The 15588-nt window shown below is 72.2% G+C and carries 13 protein-coding genes; 10 read left to right on the top strand and 3 right to left on the bottom strand.

Annotated elements, in window-relative coordinates; translation table 11 throughout:
• Positions 1–3 precede the first annotated feature (3 nt).
• Together L107_RS13745 and L107_RS16950 are read right to left on the bottom strand one after the other, a co-directional pair.
• On the bottom strand, positions 4–918 hold the full coding sequence (locus L107_RS13745) for an ROK family protein (protein ID WP_159819761.1): 915 nt from the start codon (positions 916–918) through the stop codon (positions 4–6).
• Entirely contained in the window at positions 918–5207 is a 4290-nt protein-coding gene (locus L107_RS16950; RefSeq protein ID WP_159819759.1) for a translocation/assembly module TamB domain-containing protein, read from the bottom strand. Before L107_RS16950 ends, L107_RS13745 begins: the two co-directional genes overlap by 1 nt.
• 113 nt (positions 5208–5320) lie before the next feature.
• On the opposite strand from L107_RS16950, the gene L107_RS13735 reads away from it, so the two are divergent.
• From L107_RS13735 to L107_RS13690, 10 genes are all read left to right on the top strand, one after another.
• A complete protein-coding gene (locus L107_RS13735; protein ID WP_159819757.1) occupies positions 5321–5785 on the top strand; it encodes a DUF2518 family protein in 465 nt (154 codons plus the stop codon).
• Positions 5786–5791: 6 nt separating this feature from the next.
• The gene (locus L107_RS13730; protein ID WP_159819756.1) at positions 5792–6193 is read left to right on the top strand and encodes a DUF4332 domain-containing protein; all 402 of its coding nucleotides are present in this window, start codon (positions 5792–5794) and stop codon (positions 6191–6193) included.
• 63 nt (positions 6194–6256) lie between these two features.
• Complete coding sequence (locus tag L107_RS17050) at positions 6257–6631, top strand: hypothetical protein (RefSeq protein ID WP_370515495.1); 375 nt, start codon at positions 6257–6259, stop codon at positions 6629–6631.
• A 56-nt stretch (positions 6632–6687) separates the two neighbouring features.
• On the top strand, positions 6688–8322 hold the full coding sequence (locus tag L107_RS13720; protein ID WP_236550709.1) for a CocE/NonD family hydrolase: 1635 nt from the start codon (positions 6688–6690) through the stop codon (positions 8320–8322).
• A gap of 22 nt (positions 8323–8344) precedes the next feature.
• Positions 8345–9115: a DUF3887 domain-containing protein gene (locus L107_RS13715; RefSeq protein ID WP_159819754.1), complete on the top strand. Its 771-nt coding sequence runs from the start codon at positions 8345–8347 to the stop codon at positions 9113–9115.
• A 51-nt stretch (positions 9116–9166) separates the two neighbouring features.
• Positions 9167–11461 carry a 1,4-alpha-glucan branching protein GlgB gene (gene glgB / locus L107_RS13710; RefSeq protein WP_159819753.1) on the top strand — a complete coding sequence of 765 codons (2295 nt, stop codon included), beginning with the start codon at positions 9167–9169 and terminating at the stop codon, positions 11459–11461.
• A 97-nt stretch (positions 11462–11558) separates the two neighbouring features.
• Positions 11559–12617 carry a uroporphyrinogen decarboxylase gene (gene hemE / locus L107_RS13705; protein ID WP_159819752.1) on the top strand — a complete coding sequence of 353 codons (1059 nt, stop codon included), beginning with the start codon at positions 11559–11561 and terminating at the stop codon, positions 12615–12617.
• Positions 12614–13645, top strand: coding sequence for an NAD(P)-dependent oxidoreductase (locus L107_RS13700; protein ID WP_159819751.1), 1032 nt, complete (start codon positions 12614–12616; stop codon positions 13643–13645). Before hemE ends, L107_RS13700 begins: the two co-directional genes overlap by 4 nt.
• Positions 13646–13779: 134 nt before the next feature.
• A complete protein-coding gene (locus tag L107_RS13695) occupies positions 13780–14121 on the top strand; it encodes a c-type cytochrome (protein ID WP_159819750.1) in 342 nt (113 codons plus the stop codon).
• 312 nt (positions 14122–14433) lie between these two features.
• Positions 14434–14778 carry a hypothetical protein gene (locus tag L107_RS13690; protein WP_159819749.1) on the top strand — a complete coding sequence of 115 codons (345 nt, stop codon included), beginning with the start codon at positions 14434–14436 and terminating at the stop codon, positions 14776–14778.
• A gap of 72 nt (positions 14779–14850) precedes the next feature.
• On the opposite strand, the gene L107_RS16415 is transcribed toward L107_RS13690, so the two are convergent.
• A partial coding sequence (locus L107_RS16415) for a L,D-transpeptidase family protein (RefSeq protein WP_370515493.1) occupies positions 14851–15588 on the bottom strand: 738 nt, incomplete at its 5' end.

Below are 15588 nucleotides of genomic sequence, written 5' to 3'. Positions count from 1 at the left end.
CCATCATCCCAACCGGTCCAGCGCCAGCCGCACCGCCCCCAGCCGACCGGCACCGTTGCCCAGCGCGCAGCGGCGGATCGCCAGCCCCTCCCGGCTCACCGCCAGCACCCGCTCCTCCACCTCCCGCCAGACCGCCGGCAGGAAGTGGTGGCTGGCGGCGCTGAGGCCGCCGCCGATCAGCACCAGCTCCGGGGTGAGCACGTAGAGCAGGGAGCTGAGCCCCACCCCGAGGGGACGTCCGTAGGCCTCCCACACCGCCAGGGCTTCGGTGTCGCCGGCGTCGGCGCGGCGGCAGAGCTCGCGCGGATCGAGCGGGCTGAGGCGGGCCAGGCCGCCGAGGCTGCAGAACTGCTCCAGGGAGCCCCGGTTGCCGCTGCGACACACCGGGCCGTCGGGGTCGACACCGATCAGGCCTGGCTCAGCAGCCGCGCCGCCGTGGCCGGTGAACAGCCGGCCCCCCAGCAGCACCGCCCCGCCCACGCCCGTGCCCAGGGTGAGCAGCAGCACGTCGCCCACACCCCGGGCGGCCCCGAGCCAGGCCTCACCGAGCAGGGCGCCGTTGGCATCGTTGCCCATCACCACCCGCCGCCCCAGCCGGGCCTCGAGCCAGGCGGCCAGGGGCACATCCCGCCACCCCGGCAGGTTGATGGAGATCCGCGCCACCCGACCCGCCGCGTCACAGGGCCCCGGCAGGCCGATGCCCACCCGGTCGGCGAGGCGGTCGGGGTCGATCGCGTCGACCGCGTCGGCCAGGGCCATGCAGACCGCCCCCGGCACCGCCGGCTGGGGCGTGGGCACCTCGGCCTCGGCGAGCACGGTGCCGTGGCGATCACAGCGGGCCAGCTTGATGGCCGTGCCCCCCAGATCGATGCCGATCAGCTGGGCCTCACAAGGCGGTGTGGGGAAGGACGACGCCATCAGAAGCGCAGGAACACCTGCAGCAGCGACTGCCAGGCCCCCTCGGTGTCGACGGAGGTCTGCAGGTTGAAGGTGTCGGAGGCCTTGTAGGTGAGCGTCACCTGGGGGGGCACATCGGAGCGGTTCGGGGCCGCCAGCACCGACATGCTGAAGCGGTTGGTGATGTCGACGCCGATCTCGGCGCCGAGCACCAGCTGGGGCGGCACCCGCCGCCGGGTGGTGCCCTCCTGCTGGGTGTCGATCGCCTGGTTCACGTAGGTGGGATAGAGGGCCAGGCTCACCCGCTGGCCGAAGGCATCGCTCAGCGAGGAGAGCAGCGGCGACAGCAGGGTCTGACCCACCACCGTGGCCAGGGCGGCGCCGGCCCCGCCGCCGCTCAGGCCCGCCAGGGAGTTGCCGCCGATCAGGGCCACCAGCCGCTCCTGCGGCAGGGGCGGGCTGCTGCGCAGCTTGAGGTTCTCGGCGATGCGGTCGGCCGGACCGCTCACCGACACCACCACCAGGATCAGGTTCAGCTGGTTGAGGGCCGAGAGACCGGCCTGGTTGGGGGCGTTCTGCACCGAGGGGCCCAGGTCCCCCACCCCGGAGGGCGACAGCACGCTGAGACTGTCGGAGATGCGGGTGCGCAGGGCGATGTCGAGGTAGGGCACCAGCCCCAGCGACGGGGTGAAGATCGCCACGTTGGGGGCATCGGGATCGAGGCTGAAACTGGTGGTGAACAGGTTCAGGCGCCCCCCCAGCAGCCGCACCACCCCGGAGGCCCGCAGGGAGGGATCGAGGCGGCCGGCGATCCGCAGCTGACCGGCGGTGGTGAAGTTGGCGATGTTGGGGATCACCACCCGCAGATCGGGCCCCAGCCGCAGGACCATGTCCTCGAAGGCCAGGTAGGGGAAGCGGGGCACCGAGGAGCGCAGGGCTTCGGCGGTGGTGGACTCCACATCGGGGCCCAGCAGCACCAGGGGCTGCTGGAAATTCCACTTCGACTCCAGCAGCTCGGGCATGGTGCGCGGCTGGACCGGCTGGTCGGACACGGGCTCGCTGGCCGCCAGCTGGCCCGGCTGGACGTTGATGGTGCCGCGGCTGATCGCCACGTTGCCTCCGAGCACCGGGGCCAGCAGGCTGCCGCTCAGATGCAGCTGGCCATCCCCCACCGCCGCCAGGCGCGGCACCTTGAAGGGCACCTGCTCCAGTTTCATCACCAGGGTCCGGTCCTGGGCGAGGGGCCGGAACAGCCCCAGGCGACCCTCGCCGCCCACCAGCCCCTGGGGCCCCACCCGGGCGCGGAACTCCTGGACCACCAGCTGCTCGAAGTCGAACAGGATCGTGGCGTCCACCTCCCGCACCTCCTGGCCGATGAAGCGGCAGCGGAGCTGCCGCAGCCGCAGGAAGCCGTTGGCGATCGGGTCGTCAAGGCTGCCGCGCACCAGCAGCTGCAGGTCGGCGCCCCCCTCCTGCCATTCGAAGGCCTGCCCCCCCAGGCGGGTGAGGAAGCGCAGGCCGTCCCCCCGGGTGGCCAGGCGCAGCTCCAGCCCCTGCTGGGAGGCCACCAGCGGGATGGTGCCCGCCAGGTCGACGCTGCGGGAGGCCCCCTCGGCCCGCAGGGCCAGATCCAGGACGATCCCTTCGTCCCTGAGCTCCACCCGCCCCCGCTCCAGCTCCAGCGCCTGCTCCCCGAGGCGCCCCTCCACCAGCGCCAGGTCGAGGGCCAGCTCGGGACGGGGGCCGCCCAGCCGGTAGCGCCCCTTGGCGGCCAGGCTGCCGCGCAGGTTGTCCGGCAGGGGCGTGAGCAGGGCCAGCAGGGAGAGGGGCAGGTCGGCGAGGCTGAAGCGACCGCTGCCGCCACTGAGCGGCCCCTCCAGCCGCACCTCGAAGGGCTTGCCGGCGAGGGCCTGGGCCCGGTCGCCCTGGTTGAACCAGAGGTGGCCGGTGGCCCGCAGGTCGGCCCGGGTGCGGGCGAAGTCCGGGCCGCTGAGCAGCAGATCGGCATCGATCCGGGCCTGCAGCCGTTCCAGCTTCTCGGCCCGGCTGGCCCGGCTGGCCTCCTGTGCCCGGGCGGCGACCCGCTCCTCGGCCTCGGCCAGGGCGCGCAGCTGGTCGGCGACCGTGCCGGCCATGGTGTCGACCACCAGGGTGCCCAGGTCACTGGCCCGCCCGCGGGCCGGGGCCGGCGCCCCGCGCCAGATCGGCCAGGCGTCGGTGAACTGGCGGAACAGCAGGGTGGAGAGCTGGCGTGCTTCGAAACGGGCCCGGAACGGGCCCCGCCAGCGGCCGGACACCGTGGCGGCGATCGTGCCCTGGCCCAGGGGCTCGATCACGCCCTTGACCTGGTAACGGCGTTCGTCGTACTGCACGTCGGCCTGGATCCGCCGTCCTCCGACCCCCAGGAACTCGGGCGAGAGCAGCTCCACCCGCCCGTCGAAACCGAGCGGCTGCAGCCCCAGCCGTCCGCTGCCGCTGAGGTCCCCCTGCAGGGGGCGCAGGCGGCGCTGCGGGCCGGTGGCCACCGCCAGACCGCGCAGGGGGAAGGCACGGGCCAGCCAGCGGTAGTTCGCCGGCTTTCCTTCCAGGGTGAACACACCGCCGTTCCGTTCGATGGCGGCCCGCACCGGCTGCCAGCGGCGGTCGAGCAGGGCGGTGAGGCGACCGTCCGGCGTCGGGGCCACGGTGGTGAGGTCGAGGGACCGGTCGCGCAGGCGGCCGCGCCAGGTCTCCCGCAGCAGCAGGGGGCCGGCACCGGGCTGCTGCAGGCGCAGCTGCAGGTCGGGACGCAGCTCCGCCAGGGGGCCGGCGATGGTGCCCTCCGCATCCAGCTGGCCCTGGAGGGTGGTGCCCAGCAGCGGGTCGAGGCGGGACAGGGGGTAGTCGCGCACCTCCACCCGGGCCTGCAGCGGACCGGCCACCAGGCCCTTGCCCGCCTGGAAGGCGAGGGGCAGGCGGGCCGTGGCCGTGAGACGGTCGGCACCGAAGCGCTCCAGCCGCAGCACCCGGTCGCTCCACACCAGAGCCGCCTGCCAGGGTCCCAGGAGGCGCTGGGAGGCCTGGCCCGTCTCCACCCGCAGACGCGGCGTCGCCAGCCGGCCGTCCGCCCGCAGGCGGCCGGCCAGGGGCTGGCGCGCCCATACCGGCAGGCGGGAGGCGGCGGCGAAGTCGTCGGGATCGAGGCGCCAGCGGGCCTCCAGGGCCAGGGAGCGGCCGACGCTGCCGCTGGCCCGCACGCTGGAGCCCCCCAGCCGGCCATCGAGCCGGGCGAGGCGGAGCAGGCCCTCCCCCCAGCTCCCCTGCAGGTCGACCTTGATGGGCTGGCGTCCGAGCGGATGGCGGGGCGGCGGCTGGGCTTCGAGCTGGACCGCCAGGCGGCGGTCCGCATCGGCCCTGGCCGTCAGGCGGCCGCCCCAGGGGCCGAACCGCCAGGCGCTGGCGGGCAGGATCAGGGCCCGGTCACGGCAGGAGAGGGGCAGCCGCTCCGCCGTCAGCGGCATGGCGCCGCTTCCCAGCCGCCAGCGCACGTTCCGCAGCTCCAGACCCCCCTCGCAGCGGGCCAGGCCCCGCTGGATCCGCAGCCCCACCCGTCCGTCGGCCTCCCCGGCGAGGCTGCCCCCGACCCGATCCCCCGCCGGCAGCAGCGGCCGCAGCAGGGCCAGCGGCAGGCGGCGGGCGGTCAGCCGGCCCTGCCAGTGCTGCTTCTGCCACTGGCCCTCCCCATCCAGCCGCAGCGAGCCGCCCCGTTCGCCGGCGGGGGGCGTCAGGCGCAGGCCCAGGTCGATCTCGCGGCGGTGCAGGCTCAGGGCCACCTGACCCGAGAGCCTCAGGTCGAGGGGCAGGGACGTCGCTCCGGCGCCCCGGACCCGCAGGTCGGCGGGCTGGAGCAGACCCAGACGCAGGTCGATGCGTGGCGGCTCCTGCCCCGGGGGGACCGAGCCGAGCACCCAGAACTGGCCGCTGGCGTTGCGGCGCAGCTCCGCCCGGGCCCGCTCGAAGCCCAGGTCGAGCGCGAACCCACGCAGGGCCAGGCTGGCCAGCGGGTCGAGGCGCACCCGCAAACCCTCGACCGACACCGTGGAGGCATCCCTGGAGCCGGGGAGGAACCGGCTGGGGCCGATCCAGAGCCCGTCGGGCTTCAGGCCCCGGTAGGGGCCCAGCTGCAGGGGGCGGCCCATCGCCCTGCCCACCTGGCGCTCCAGGGTGGGCCGGAAACGGCCGTACAGACCGGCGACGATCCGATCGAACCAGAAGACCCCGACCCCCAGCCCCGCCCCCAGGAACCCGACGACGAGAAGCCCCTTCCCCACACGTCGGCGGGCAGGCCAGGGCCGACTGTCAGGCTTCCATCGCATCCACCGGGGTCGGTTGCCGTCCATGGGCGGCCGCAATATAGGGGGCTTGTCACGCCTTCCCCAGCCCCATGGCCGCTGATCCGATCCTGTTCGTGGCCGGTACCTGGCTGGGTGCCGCCAGCGGGGTGCTGGCGGTGCTCACCATCGCCGGCTTCCTCGCCCGCTGGGGCATCCGCTTCCGCCTCGTGGGGATCACCAGCTTCACGGTGCTGCTGTCCCTCTCCTGCCTCGCCTTCGCCATCAGCTACAACCCCCGGGTGAGCGTGCCGGGGGCGGTCCAGGTGCCGGTCGTGTTCGACAACGGCACCGATCTGGTCATCGCCGCCGCCCCGGCGAGCCTCGAGGGGGAGGCGGTGGCCCCCACCCTCGAGCAGGTGGCCCGCAACCTCCGTGGGGGCGGACGCGGCAGCGGCGGCACGGTGCGGGTGCGGCTGCGCCGGGTCGAGGCCGTCGAGCCGGGGCTGGCCCGGCCCGTGGTGCTGGCGGAGACCACCCGGAATCTGGCGGCCGTCCGCCCCGGCGACGCCCCCTGAACCCCTGTGGTCCACCCGTTCCGGCCGGCACCCCACCTGAAGCGCGAAGCGCAGCGACTGCGCCGGGCGGGCATTGACAGCTGGGAGGAGCTGGCCGGCCTCGATGACGCCCACCTGCGCCACCTGGCCGCCTCCGGGGAGGCCAGCGAGGCGCGCCTCATTCTTCTGCGCGGCCAGGCCCGGCTGGTGAGCGCCGTGGGCCTCGCCCCCGAGGAGGCGGCCCTGCTGCTGCATGGGGGCATCGCCAGCCCGGCCGGTCTCGCCGCAGCCGATCCGCCGCAGCTGCAGCAGCAGCTGGGCCGGCTGCAGCGCCGTCTCACCGGCTCGGCCGTCCCCCCGGTCGACCTGCCGCTGGTCCTGTCCTGGGTCCGCCAGGCCCGGCAGGCCTCCGGTCGCTCCCCGAACTGACCCTCGGCTCCTGCGCCGCCCCGGCACGGGTGACTGGAATGGGGAAAACGGACGGAGGCAGCGATGCCCCGAACAACCCGCCTTTCTCCCCCCAGAGCCACGGACCACCCCGATCGCGACGACCGCCGCCACACCCTGATCACCCGCACGAGCCCCCGTCTTCGCCGCTGCTTCGCCGCCCTTCTCGGCGTCGCCTGTCTGGGTGCCGTGGCGGTTCCCGGTGTGCGGGCCCAGTCCGCCCTGCTGGAATCGGTGAAGCAGAACCCCGCCCTCGCCCAGAGCCTCTGCCAGCAGTTCCGCCAGCTGAACGCCCAGGGCGTCTCGGCCACCTCGAAGGCGTCGATCGCCAGCCTGGCCAGCAGCCGCGGCCTCAGCCCCATGGATGCGGAGGTGCTGGCCACCTACGTCATCGGCCTGCACTGCTCCACGGTGTTCTGAAGCCCGTGGTCCGGACCCGGGACGCCACCCTGCAGCTGGCGGATGGGGTGCGGCTGATGAGTCGGCTCTGGCATCCCGATGGGCGGGGACCCTGGCCGGTGCTGATGATGCGCCAGCCCTACGGGCGGGCGATCGCCTCCACCGTGACCTACGCCCACCCCAGCTGGTACGCCGGCCATGGCTTTCTGGTGGTGGTGCAGGACGTGCGGGGCCGCGGTGCCTCGGAGGGTGACTTCGGCGGCTTCGCCCAGGAGGCGGCCGACGGGGCCGCCACGATCCGCTGGGCCCGGAGCCTCGAGGGCAGCAACGGCCGGGTGGGCAGCTACGGCTTCTCCTACCAGGGCCTGACCCAGCTGCTCAACGCCGGCGGCGACGACGCCCTGCCGGACTGCCTCGCCCCGGCCATGTGCGGCCTCGATGAACGCCTCCACTGGGCCAGTGAGGGGGGAGCCCACTGGTGGGCCCTGGGCCTGGGCTGGGCCCTGCAGCTGGCGGCGGAGGGCTGCCGGCGCCGGGGCGACGGGGCCGGCTGGCGCGAGATCCGCCGCAGCCTCCAGCACGGCGACTACACCGAGGAGGGACTGGTCCTGCTGGAACGCCACGATCCCCGTGGCATGGGCCTGGGCTGGCTGCGGCGCGACCCCTGCGCTGCCGAGGACTGGACGGTCCACCCCGTGGCGCCGGCCCTGCTGCGGCGGCCCCTGCTGCTGGTCGGCGGCTGGCACGATCCCCATCTGAGGGGCGTGCTCGACCTCTGGCAGCGGGCCCGCGGCGCCGGGGGCGACCCCGAGCTGGTCATCGGCGCCTGGAGCCACCTCGACTGGGGCGGGGGGCTGGACCGCGAGCTGCTGGCCTTCTTTCGCCGCCATCTGCAGGGTCCACCGCCCCGTCGGGGCCCGGCGGATCCCACCGCTCACCAGGGCGCGGCAACGGCCCCGATCCGCCTGCAGTGCGCCACCACGGCCACCTGGCACAGCCTGGGCCCGGCGGCGGCCGCCAGCCCCGCAGCGGCGGCCGCCGCCGGCTGGTCGCTGCATTCCGGCGGCCTGGCGGCGATCCGCTGCGACGAGGGGGAACTGCGGCCCCTGGCCGCTCCCGGGGCAAGGCCTGGGTCGGATCCGGCGGCTGACGGCAAAGCCGTGCACGCCACAGCCACGGGCGGCACGGTCGTGATCGTCCACGATCCCTGGCGGCCGGTGCCGGGCCGGGGCGGCCACCTGGGGCCCGACCCAGGACCGGTGGAGCGCGCCGATCTCGACCGGCGCGGCGATGTGGCCTGCTTCACCACCGCGCCGCTGGAGCAGGACCTCTGGCTGCTGGGAACCTTCCGCCTGCGGCTGCGGGTCAGTGCCGACCAGCCCAGCTTCGATCTCTGCGCCGCCCTCTCGGAGGTGTCTGCGGACGGCGGGTCCGTGCGCCAGCTGAGCACCGGCCTGGCCCGCTTCGGACCCCCATCGGCCAGTGCCGGCGCCCCCCGCACCCTGCGCCTGCAGCCCCTGGCGGCCCTGGTGGCCGCCGGGCAGCGGCTGCGGCTGTCCCTGGCGGCGGCGGCCTGGCCCCAGATCGCCGTCAACCCCGGCGACGGCAGCCTGCCGGCGGGGGGCAGCGGCAGCGGGCACCGGGTGATCAGCCTGACCCTGGAGCTGGCGGGCGCCCACCTGGGCCTGGAGCCCCTGATTCGGGCAAACTGAGCCGATCCGTCTTCCGCCGCCCATGCCGCGCCCCCAACCGCGCCGAGCCCTGATCGGCCTGCTGCTGCTGCTGGGCAGCCAGGCCCTGCTGGCACCGCGCGGGGCCTGGGCCCAGGCCACCCCGGCGCCGGCCGCCACCGGCCAGCCCAGTGCCGCCCTCAGCGAAGCCCAGGCCCGGGCGGCGGCCGAGCGGATCCTGACCACGATCCGCAACGGCGACGCCCAGGCCCGCTTCAACCAGTTCTCCCCGGCCCTGCAGAGCGTCAGCAGCCCCAGCATGGTGGCCGCCACCATGAAGACCCAGCCGAAGCTGCTGCGCTGGGCCATCCGCAGCATCCAGCCCGGTTTCGACTCGAGCACGGTGGAGGCCACCCTGTTCACCAGCGCCGGCGAGCGCGACCTGCTGATGGTGATCGACGACCAGGGCCGGATCGATGGCTATCACTTCAACGTCACCGACCAGCCGGCCGAGAAGGTGGTGCGGGACTTCATCACCGCCCTCGCCAGCGGCCACTTCATCTCCGCCAGCAGCTTTCTGGCCCCGCAGATGCAGGAGCAGATCCCCCAGGGTCAGCTGCAGCAGAAATGGCTCAACCTGCAGCGCATCACCGGCAACTTCGTCCGGGTGAAACGCATCAACCGGGCCGAGAGTACGCCGGAGATGCGTCTGGTGATCGTCAACACCGAGTTCAACCGCCTCACCGACAACCTCTTCGTCACCCTGGATTCGGACAACCGGATCATCGGCGTGGATTTCCCCACCGATCCGGCCGCTCCCTCCCCGCCACGCTGAGTCGGCCCTTCCACCGACGTAAGCTCCCGGCGCATGCACGCCCCCTCTTCCATGGCCCTGCCCAGCCTCGAATGGATGGTTGAGGATGCCCGCCGGCTGGCGGAATGCCGCCACGACCATCCGTTCTCCGTGCTGGGGCCCCAGCCCCTCGAAGACGGTGGCTGGGCGGTGCGGGTCTGGATGCCGGACGCCCACACGGTGGAACTGCTCCACGGCGGCGAACGGCTGACCATGGCCAACCCGCACCACCCCTGGATCTTCGAAGCCCGCCTGGAGGCCGATCCCGGCTGCGGCTACCGCGTCCATGTGAGCCGCGGCGGCATCGAGCACGAGCAGCACGACCCCTGGGCGTTCCGCCACGAGTGGATGGGGGAACTGGACCGCCACCTGTTCGCCGAAGGGAATCACCACCACATCTGGCGGCGCATGGGCGCCCACGTCATCGAGCGCGACGGCGTCGCCGGAGTGCAGTTCTGTCTGTGGGCCCCCAATGCCCGCAGCGTCGCCCTGCTGGGTGACTTCAACGGCTGGGACGGCCGCCATCACCCCATGCAGCAGCGCCTCGGGGGGATCTGGGAGCTGTTCATCCCCGGCCTGGGCGCCGGCCAGATCTACAAGTACGAGGTGCGGGCCCAGAACGGCCACTGCTATCAGAAGGCCGACCCCTACGGTTTCCGCCACGAGATCCGGCCGAACACCGGTTCGGTGGTGGCCGAACTGGGCCGCTACCCGTGGAAGGACGGCGCCTGGATCGAGGAGCGGGATGGCCGCGATCCCCTGCCCCAGCCGATCGCGGTGTACGAGATGCACCTGGGCAGCTGGATGCATGCCGCCGCCGACCAGCCCTTCCTCGAAGCCGACGGTCGCCCCCGGCCCCCGGTGCCCGCCGCCGATCTGAAGCCCGGCGCCCGGCTGATGACCTACCCGGAACTGGCCGACAAGGTCATCCCCTACGTCAAGGCCCGCGGCTTCACCCACATCGAGCTGATGCCGGTCTCCGAGCATCCCTTCGACGGCTCCTGGGGGTACCAGGTCACCGGCTGGTACGCCCCCACCAGCCGCTTCGGCAGCCCGGACGAGTTCCGGGCCTTCGTCGACCGCTGCCACGCCGAAGGCATCGGCGTGATCCTCGACTGGGTGCCCGGCCACTTCCCCAAGGACGGCCACGGCCTGGCCTTCTTCGATGGCGCCCACCTCTACGAGCACGCCGATCCCCGCATCGGTGAGCACAAGGAATGGGGCACGCTGATCTTCAACTACAGCCGCAACGAGGTGCGCAACTTCCTCGTCGCCAACCTCATCTACTGGTTCGAGGAGTTCCACATCGACGGCATCCGCGTCGATGCCGTGGCCTCGATGCTCTACCGCGACTACCTGCGTCCGGATGGGGAATGGCTGCCCAACGAGCACGGCGGACGGGAGAACCTGGAGGCGGTGCGCTTCCTGCAGCAGGCCAACCACGTGCTGTTCCAGCACTTCCCCGGCGCCCTCTCGATCGCCGAGGAATCCACCACCTGGCCGATGGTGACCCAGCCCACCGACATGGGCGGCCTGGGGTTCAACCTCAAGTGGAACATGGGCTGGATGCACGACATGCTCGATTACTTCGAGCTGGATCCCTGGTTCCGCCAGTTCCACCAGAACCATGTCACCTTCTCGATCTGGTACGCCTTCACCGAGAACTTCATGCTGGCCCTCAGCCACGATGAAGTGGTGCACGGCAAGAGCAACCTGCTGCACAAGATGCCGGGCGACGACTGGCAGAAGTTCGCCAACGTGCGCGCCCTGCTGGCCTACATGTGGACCCACCCGGGCAAGAAGACCATCTTCATGGGGATGGAGTTCGGCCAGCGGGCCGAATGGAACGTCTGGGGCGATCTGCAGTGGGAGTTGCTCCAGTACGAGGCCCACCAGGGCCTGCTCAACCTGGTGGACGACCTCAACGTCTTCTACAGGTCGGAGCCGGCCCTCTGGGGCGACGACTTCGATCAGTACGGCTTCCAGTGGATCGACTGCAACGACAACCGCCATTCGGTGATCAGCTTCATGCGCCGCGACAGCGGCAGCGGCCGCTGGGTGGTGGTGGTGGCCAACTTCACCCCCCAGAGCCATTCCCACTACCGGGTGGGCGTCCCCCTGGAGGGCTTCTACGCGGAGGTCTTCAACACCGACAGCAGCCGCTACGGCGGCAGCAACCTCGGCAACCTGGGTGGCCGCTTCACCGATGCCTGGGCCATCCACGACTACGAGAACTCCCTGGAGCTCTGCCTGCCGCCCCTGAGCGTGGTGGTGTTCCGGCTGGATGAGTCGCGCAGCCTGCAGCGGCCGGCCATCGGCGAGGGCTGACCGCCCCCCGGGCCGCCCATGCCACGACTGGTGACAGGAGCGGCCGCAGGACGGGGGTGCTCGGTTAGGTTTCGCCGTTGACCTTCCGACCGGCCCCATGAGCGAATCCGCCCCCCTGCTGCTGCGCGCCGCCCGAGGTGAGCAGGTGGAGCGGCCTCCGGTCTGGATGATGCGCCAGGCGGGCCGCTACATGAAGGTGTACCGCGACCTGCGCGACCGCCATCCCGGTTTCCGCGAGCGCTCCGAGAACCCCGATCTCTCCTACGAGATCTCGATGCAGCCCTTCCACGCCTTCCGTCCCGACGGCGTGATCCTCTTCTCCGACATCCTCACGCCCCTGCCGGGCATGGGGATCGACTTCGACATCATCGAGAGCCGGGGGCCGATCATCGAGCCCCCCATCCGCAGCCAGGCCCAGGTGGATGCCCTGCGCCCCCTGGATCCGGCCGAGGCGCTGCCCTTCGTGGGTGAGGTGCTGGGGCGGCTGCGGGCCGACGTGGGCAACGCCGCGGCGGTGCTCGGCTTCGTCGGCGCCCCCTGGACCCTGGCCGCCTACGCGGTGGAGGGCAAGAGCTCCAAGACCTATTCGGTGATCAAGGCGATGGCCTTCCAGGAGCCCGCCCTGCTGCACCGGCTGCTGGGCCACCTGGCCGATTCGATCGCCACCTACGTGCGCTACCAGATCGACAGCGGTGCCCAGGTGGTGCAGCTGTTCGACTCCTGGGCCGGCCAGCTGAGCCCGATCGACTACGACGTGTTTGCGGCCCCCTACCAGAAGCGGGTGATCGACCAGGTGAAGGCCACCCACCCCGACACCCCCCTGATCCTCTACATCTCCGGCAGCGCCGGCGTGCTGGAGCGCATGGCCGCCACCGGGGTGGACTTCATCTCCCTCGACTGGACCGTGGACATGGCCGATGGCTGCGCCCGCCTGCCCCAGCACCTGGGCGTGCAGGGCAACGTGGATCCCGGCCTGCTGTTCGGCACCCCCGAGGCGATCCGCGAGCGGATCCTCGACACGGTGCGCAAGGCCCGCGGCCGCCGCCACATTCTCAACCTGGGCCACGGCATCCTGCCCGGCACCCCTGAGGACAACGCCCGGGTCTTCTTCGAGACCGGCAAGGCCGTCAACGAGCTGCTGGGGGCCGCTGTTTGAGCGCCCCCACCTCCGGGCCCCAGCGGATCCTGATCACCGGCGCCAGCGGCTGCGTCGGCCAGTACATCGCCGAAAACCTGCTGGCCAACAGCGACGCCCACCTGCTGCTGCTGCTGCGGGATCCCGCCAAGCTGAGCGCCGTCCCCGCCGACCACCCGCGCATCACCCTGCTGGTGGGCGATCTGCGCGAGCTGGGCCCCCACGCCGCCGCCATCGCCAGCGCCGACCGGATCATCCACACCGCCACCGCCTGGGGGGATCCCGAGCGGGCCCAGGCGGTGAACGTGGTGGCCGTGAAGGAGCTGCTGCGGCTCACCGACCCGGAGCGGCTGCAGCAGGTGATCTACTTCTCCACCGCCAGCATCCTCGACCGCCGGCTGCAGCTGCTCCCGGAAGCGATGGCCTACGGCACCGAGTACATCCAGACCAAGGCCACCTGCCTGCAGGACCTGGAGCGCCATCCCCTGGCCGAACGCATCGTGGCCGTGTTCCCCACCCTGGTCTTCGGTGGCGCCGTGGCCGGCGCCGATCCCCACCCCACCAGCTACCTCACCGCCGGGCTGAAGGAGGCCCTGGGCTGGCTGTGGCTGGCCCGGTGGCTGCGCACCGACGCCAGCTTCCACTTCATCCACGCCGCCGACATCGCCACCGTCTGCGCCCACCTGGCCACCACCCCCCACGGCCCCAATCCCGAGCCCGACCAGGGCCCGGTGCGGCGGCTGGTGCTGGGCCAGGCGCCGATCACGATCAACGGTGCCGTGGCCGCCCTGTGCCGCTGGCGTCGGGTGTGGGTGCCGCCGGTGGGGATCGACCTGCGCGGCTGGCTGATCGAGGGGCTGATCAAGCTGCTGCGCATCGAAGTGAACGCCTGGGACCGTTTCTCGATCCGGCAGCGCCACTTCGTGCACCAGCCCGTCAGTTCGCCGGAACGCTTCGGCCTGGTGAGCTTCGCCCCCAGCCTCGACGCGGTGCTGGAGACGGCGGGGGTGCCGCACCGGGGCCGGATCGGGCCAGGCCGCCGCCCTTGAGCCGGCCCTCAGCCGCCCGCCGGCCGGCCGCCATGAATTGTTGCGAATCTGTCGGGACGCCCCACCGGGACACGGCCATTGCCTAATTTGTGCCGGTTGCCAGTGCTTTTCGGCACCCCCCTTCGCGCCCTCCCATGCGTCGTCTCCTTTCCCTCTTCGCTCTCTGCCTGGCGCTGGTGCTGGGTGCCACCCCGAGCTTCGCCGCCGATGTGGCCCACGGTGGCCAGATCTTCTCCGCCAACTGCGCCGCCTGCCACATGGGCGGCGGCAACGTGGTGAACGCCGAGCGCACCCTCAAGGCCGATGCCCTGGCCTCCTACCTGGCCAACTACGACGCCGGCCACGAAGCCGCCATCGCCTACCAGGTGACCAACGGCAAGAACGCCATGCCCGCCTTCGGCGGCAAGCTCAGCGACGGCGACATCGCCGACGTGGCCGCCTACGTCGAGGACATGGCCTCCAAGGGCTGGGCCTGATCCACTCCCGGTCGACCCAACCGGTCAACCGGGTCCAGCCAACGGGCCAAGGTCCCGAGGACACTCCAGCGAAGCCCCGGCGATGCCGGGGCTTTTTTCATGGCTCAGTCCAGCGCTCGGCGGGCGGCCAGCACCGCCAGGTAGAGCTCCTCGGGCACCTCACGGATGTCGTAGTGCCGACCCTGTGCTGGCAGGGGGTCTTAGAGGTGGTTCATTAAGCCTGCATCAACCCGAGCAGCGGATCTGAGTCCTGTCCGACATGGCCACTGGTCTCAGTCCAGATACAGTGGCTCCGGCCCACGGGATCCCTCTGTGGACTTCGCCTTCTTTCAAGCCTTCACCAAACTGCAACGGACCGCCATGACCATCCTTTCCCGCGTCACCAAGGTGCTCAGCTACCTGGCCGGCGAGCGTGCCAGCCTGCTGGCTGAGCTGGCCACCACCAAGGCCGCGCTGGAGGAAGCGCTGGCCAACGATGCTGCCGACGCCGAAGCCATCGCCGAGGCGCAGGCCGCTGCCGTTGAAGCGCAGGCCCGTGCCGATGAAGCGGCCGCCCAGCTGGCGCCGCTGCAGGCCTTGGCCGATGAGGACGCCGCCGAGGATGCCGCCATTGCTGATGCCCTCGCGCCGTTCGAGGCAGAGATCCCCGCCGACTGACCCGGGGATAGGATCGACCTGTTCCACCAGAACCACGAAGGGCCCTCGACTACTACCAGACAGGGCCCTTCTTCATGCTTTCGGCGTCGGGCAGGTGCCGAGCCCCCAGTTGACGAACAGGTGCTGCAGCGCCGGCCCGTCCGCCTTCAGCCAGCCGAGCAGGGTTTCGAGGTCGGCCCTGCTGCGGAACACCACGCAGCCGGCCGACCCGGGCGCCACTGCGGCGTTGGCGTCGAGGTGCATGCCGATGGCTGATCGCGCGGTTTGGCCCGGCGCCTCGTAGATCAGGTCGATCCACACCGGCCCTAGGCCGCTGCGGGGGCCGTCCCAGTGGGTGTTCCAGTCGCCGGGCTTGCCCTTCCATTCCACCGGGCCCAGCCGGTAGCGGCCCTCGGGGAGCGGCGTGTTCGTCATGGCCTTGGACCGTGCGCCGGTGGCGAACGACTGCTTACCCGGGGCGCCAGAGACCACCAGCACCTCACCCATAGGGATGCCGTCGCGAATCCGCCGCAGCGTCAGCAGCTCGAGGCCCCGCTCGTCCTTCCGCTTGGTGCGGGTGAGGCTGAGGTGTGGGGGGAGCTTCTTCGGTGCTGTTGCTGGGCTGGTGGCCGGGAGGCCTTCACCGCGCCACATGCGGCCCTCGGCTTCGCGGCGGCGGCGGAGGCCGGCCTCGACCGGCGTGCCCGGATTCCGATAGAGCAGCAGCGCCTCGGGCACCTGGTCCAGCAGCCCGTCGCGCACCCGGGCGGTGATGGTGGCGAAGCCCTCGCCGCCGTACCAGTTGCGGCCGACGTTGTAGGAGAACGACAG

The organism is Cyanobium sp. Copco_Reservoir_LC18 (assembly GCF_009834675.1).
Classification (GTDB): Bacteria; Cyanobacteriota; Cyanobacteriia; order PCC-6307; family Cyanobiaceae; genus Cyanobium; species Cyanobium minutissimum.
The sequence above is the reverse complement of the archived record's forward strand: the minus strand, read 5'-3'. Positions and strand labels throughout refer to the sequence as shown.

Coding starts and splice junctions, on each gene's coding strand:
- L107_RS13745 (WP_159819761.1), bottom strand. CDS start 918: ATGGCGTCGTCCTTCCCCACACCGCCTTGTGAGGCCCAGCTGATCGGC.
- L107_RS13735 (WP_159819757.1), top strand. CDS start 5,321: ATGGCCGCTGATCCGATCCTGTTCGTGGCCGGTACCTGGCTGGGTGCC.
- L107_RS13695 (WP_159819750.1), top strand. CDS start 13,780: ATGCGTCGTCTCCTTTCCCTCTTCGCTCTCTGCCTGGCGCTGGTGCTG.
- L107_RS13720 (WP_236550709.1), top strand. CDS start 6,688: ATGAGTCGGCTCTGGCATCCCGATGGGCGGGGACCCTGGCCGGTGCTG.
- L107_RS17050 (WP_370515495.1), top strand. CDS start 6,257: ATGCCCCGAACAACCCGCCTTTCTCCCCCCAGAGCCACGGACCACCCC.
- L107_RS13715 (WP_159819754.1), top strand. CDS start 8,345: ATGCCGCGCCCCCAACCGCGCCGAGCCCTGATCGGCCTGCTGCTGCTG.
- glgB (WP_159819753.1), top strand. CDS start 9,167: ATGGCCCTGCCCAGCCTCGAATGGATGGTTGAGGATGCCCGCCGGCTG.
- hemE (WP_159819752.1), top strand. CDS start 11,559: ATGAGCGAATCCGCCCCCCTGCTGCTGCGCGCCGCCCGAGGTGAGCAG.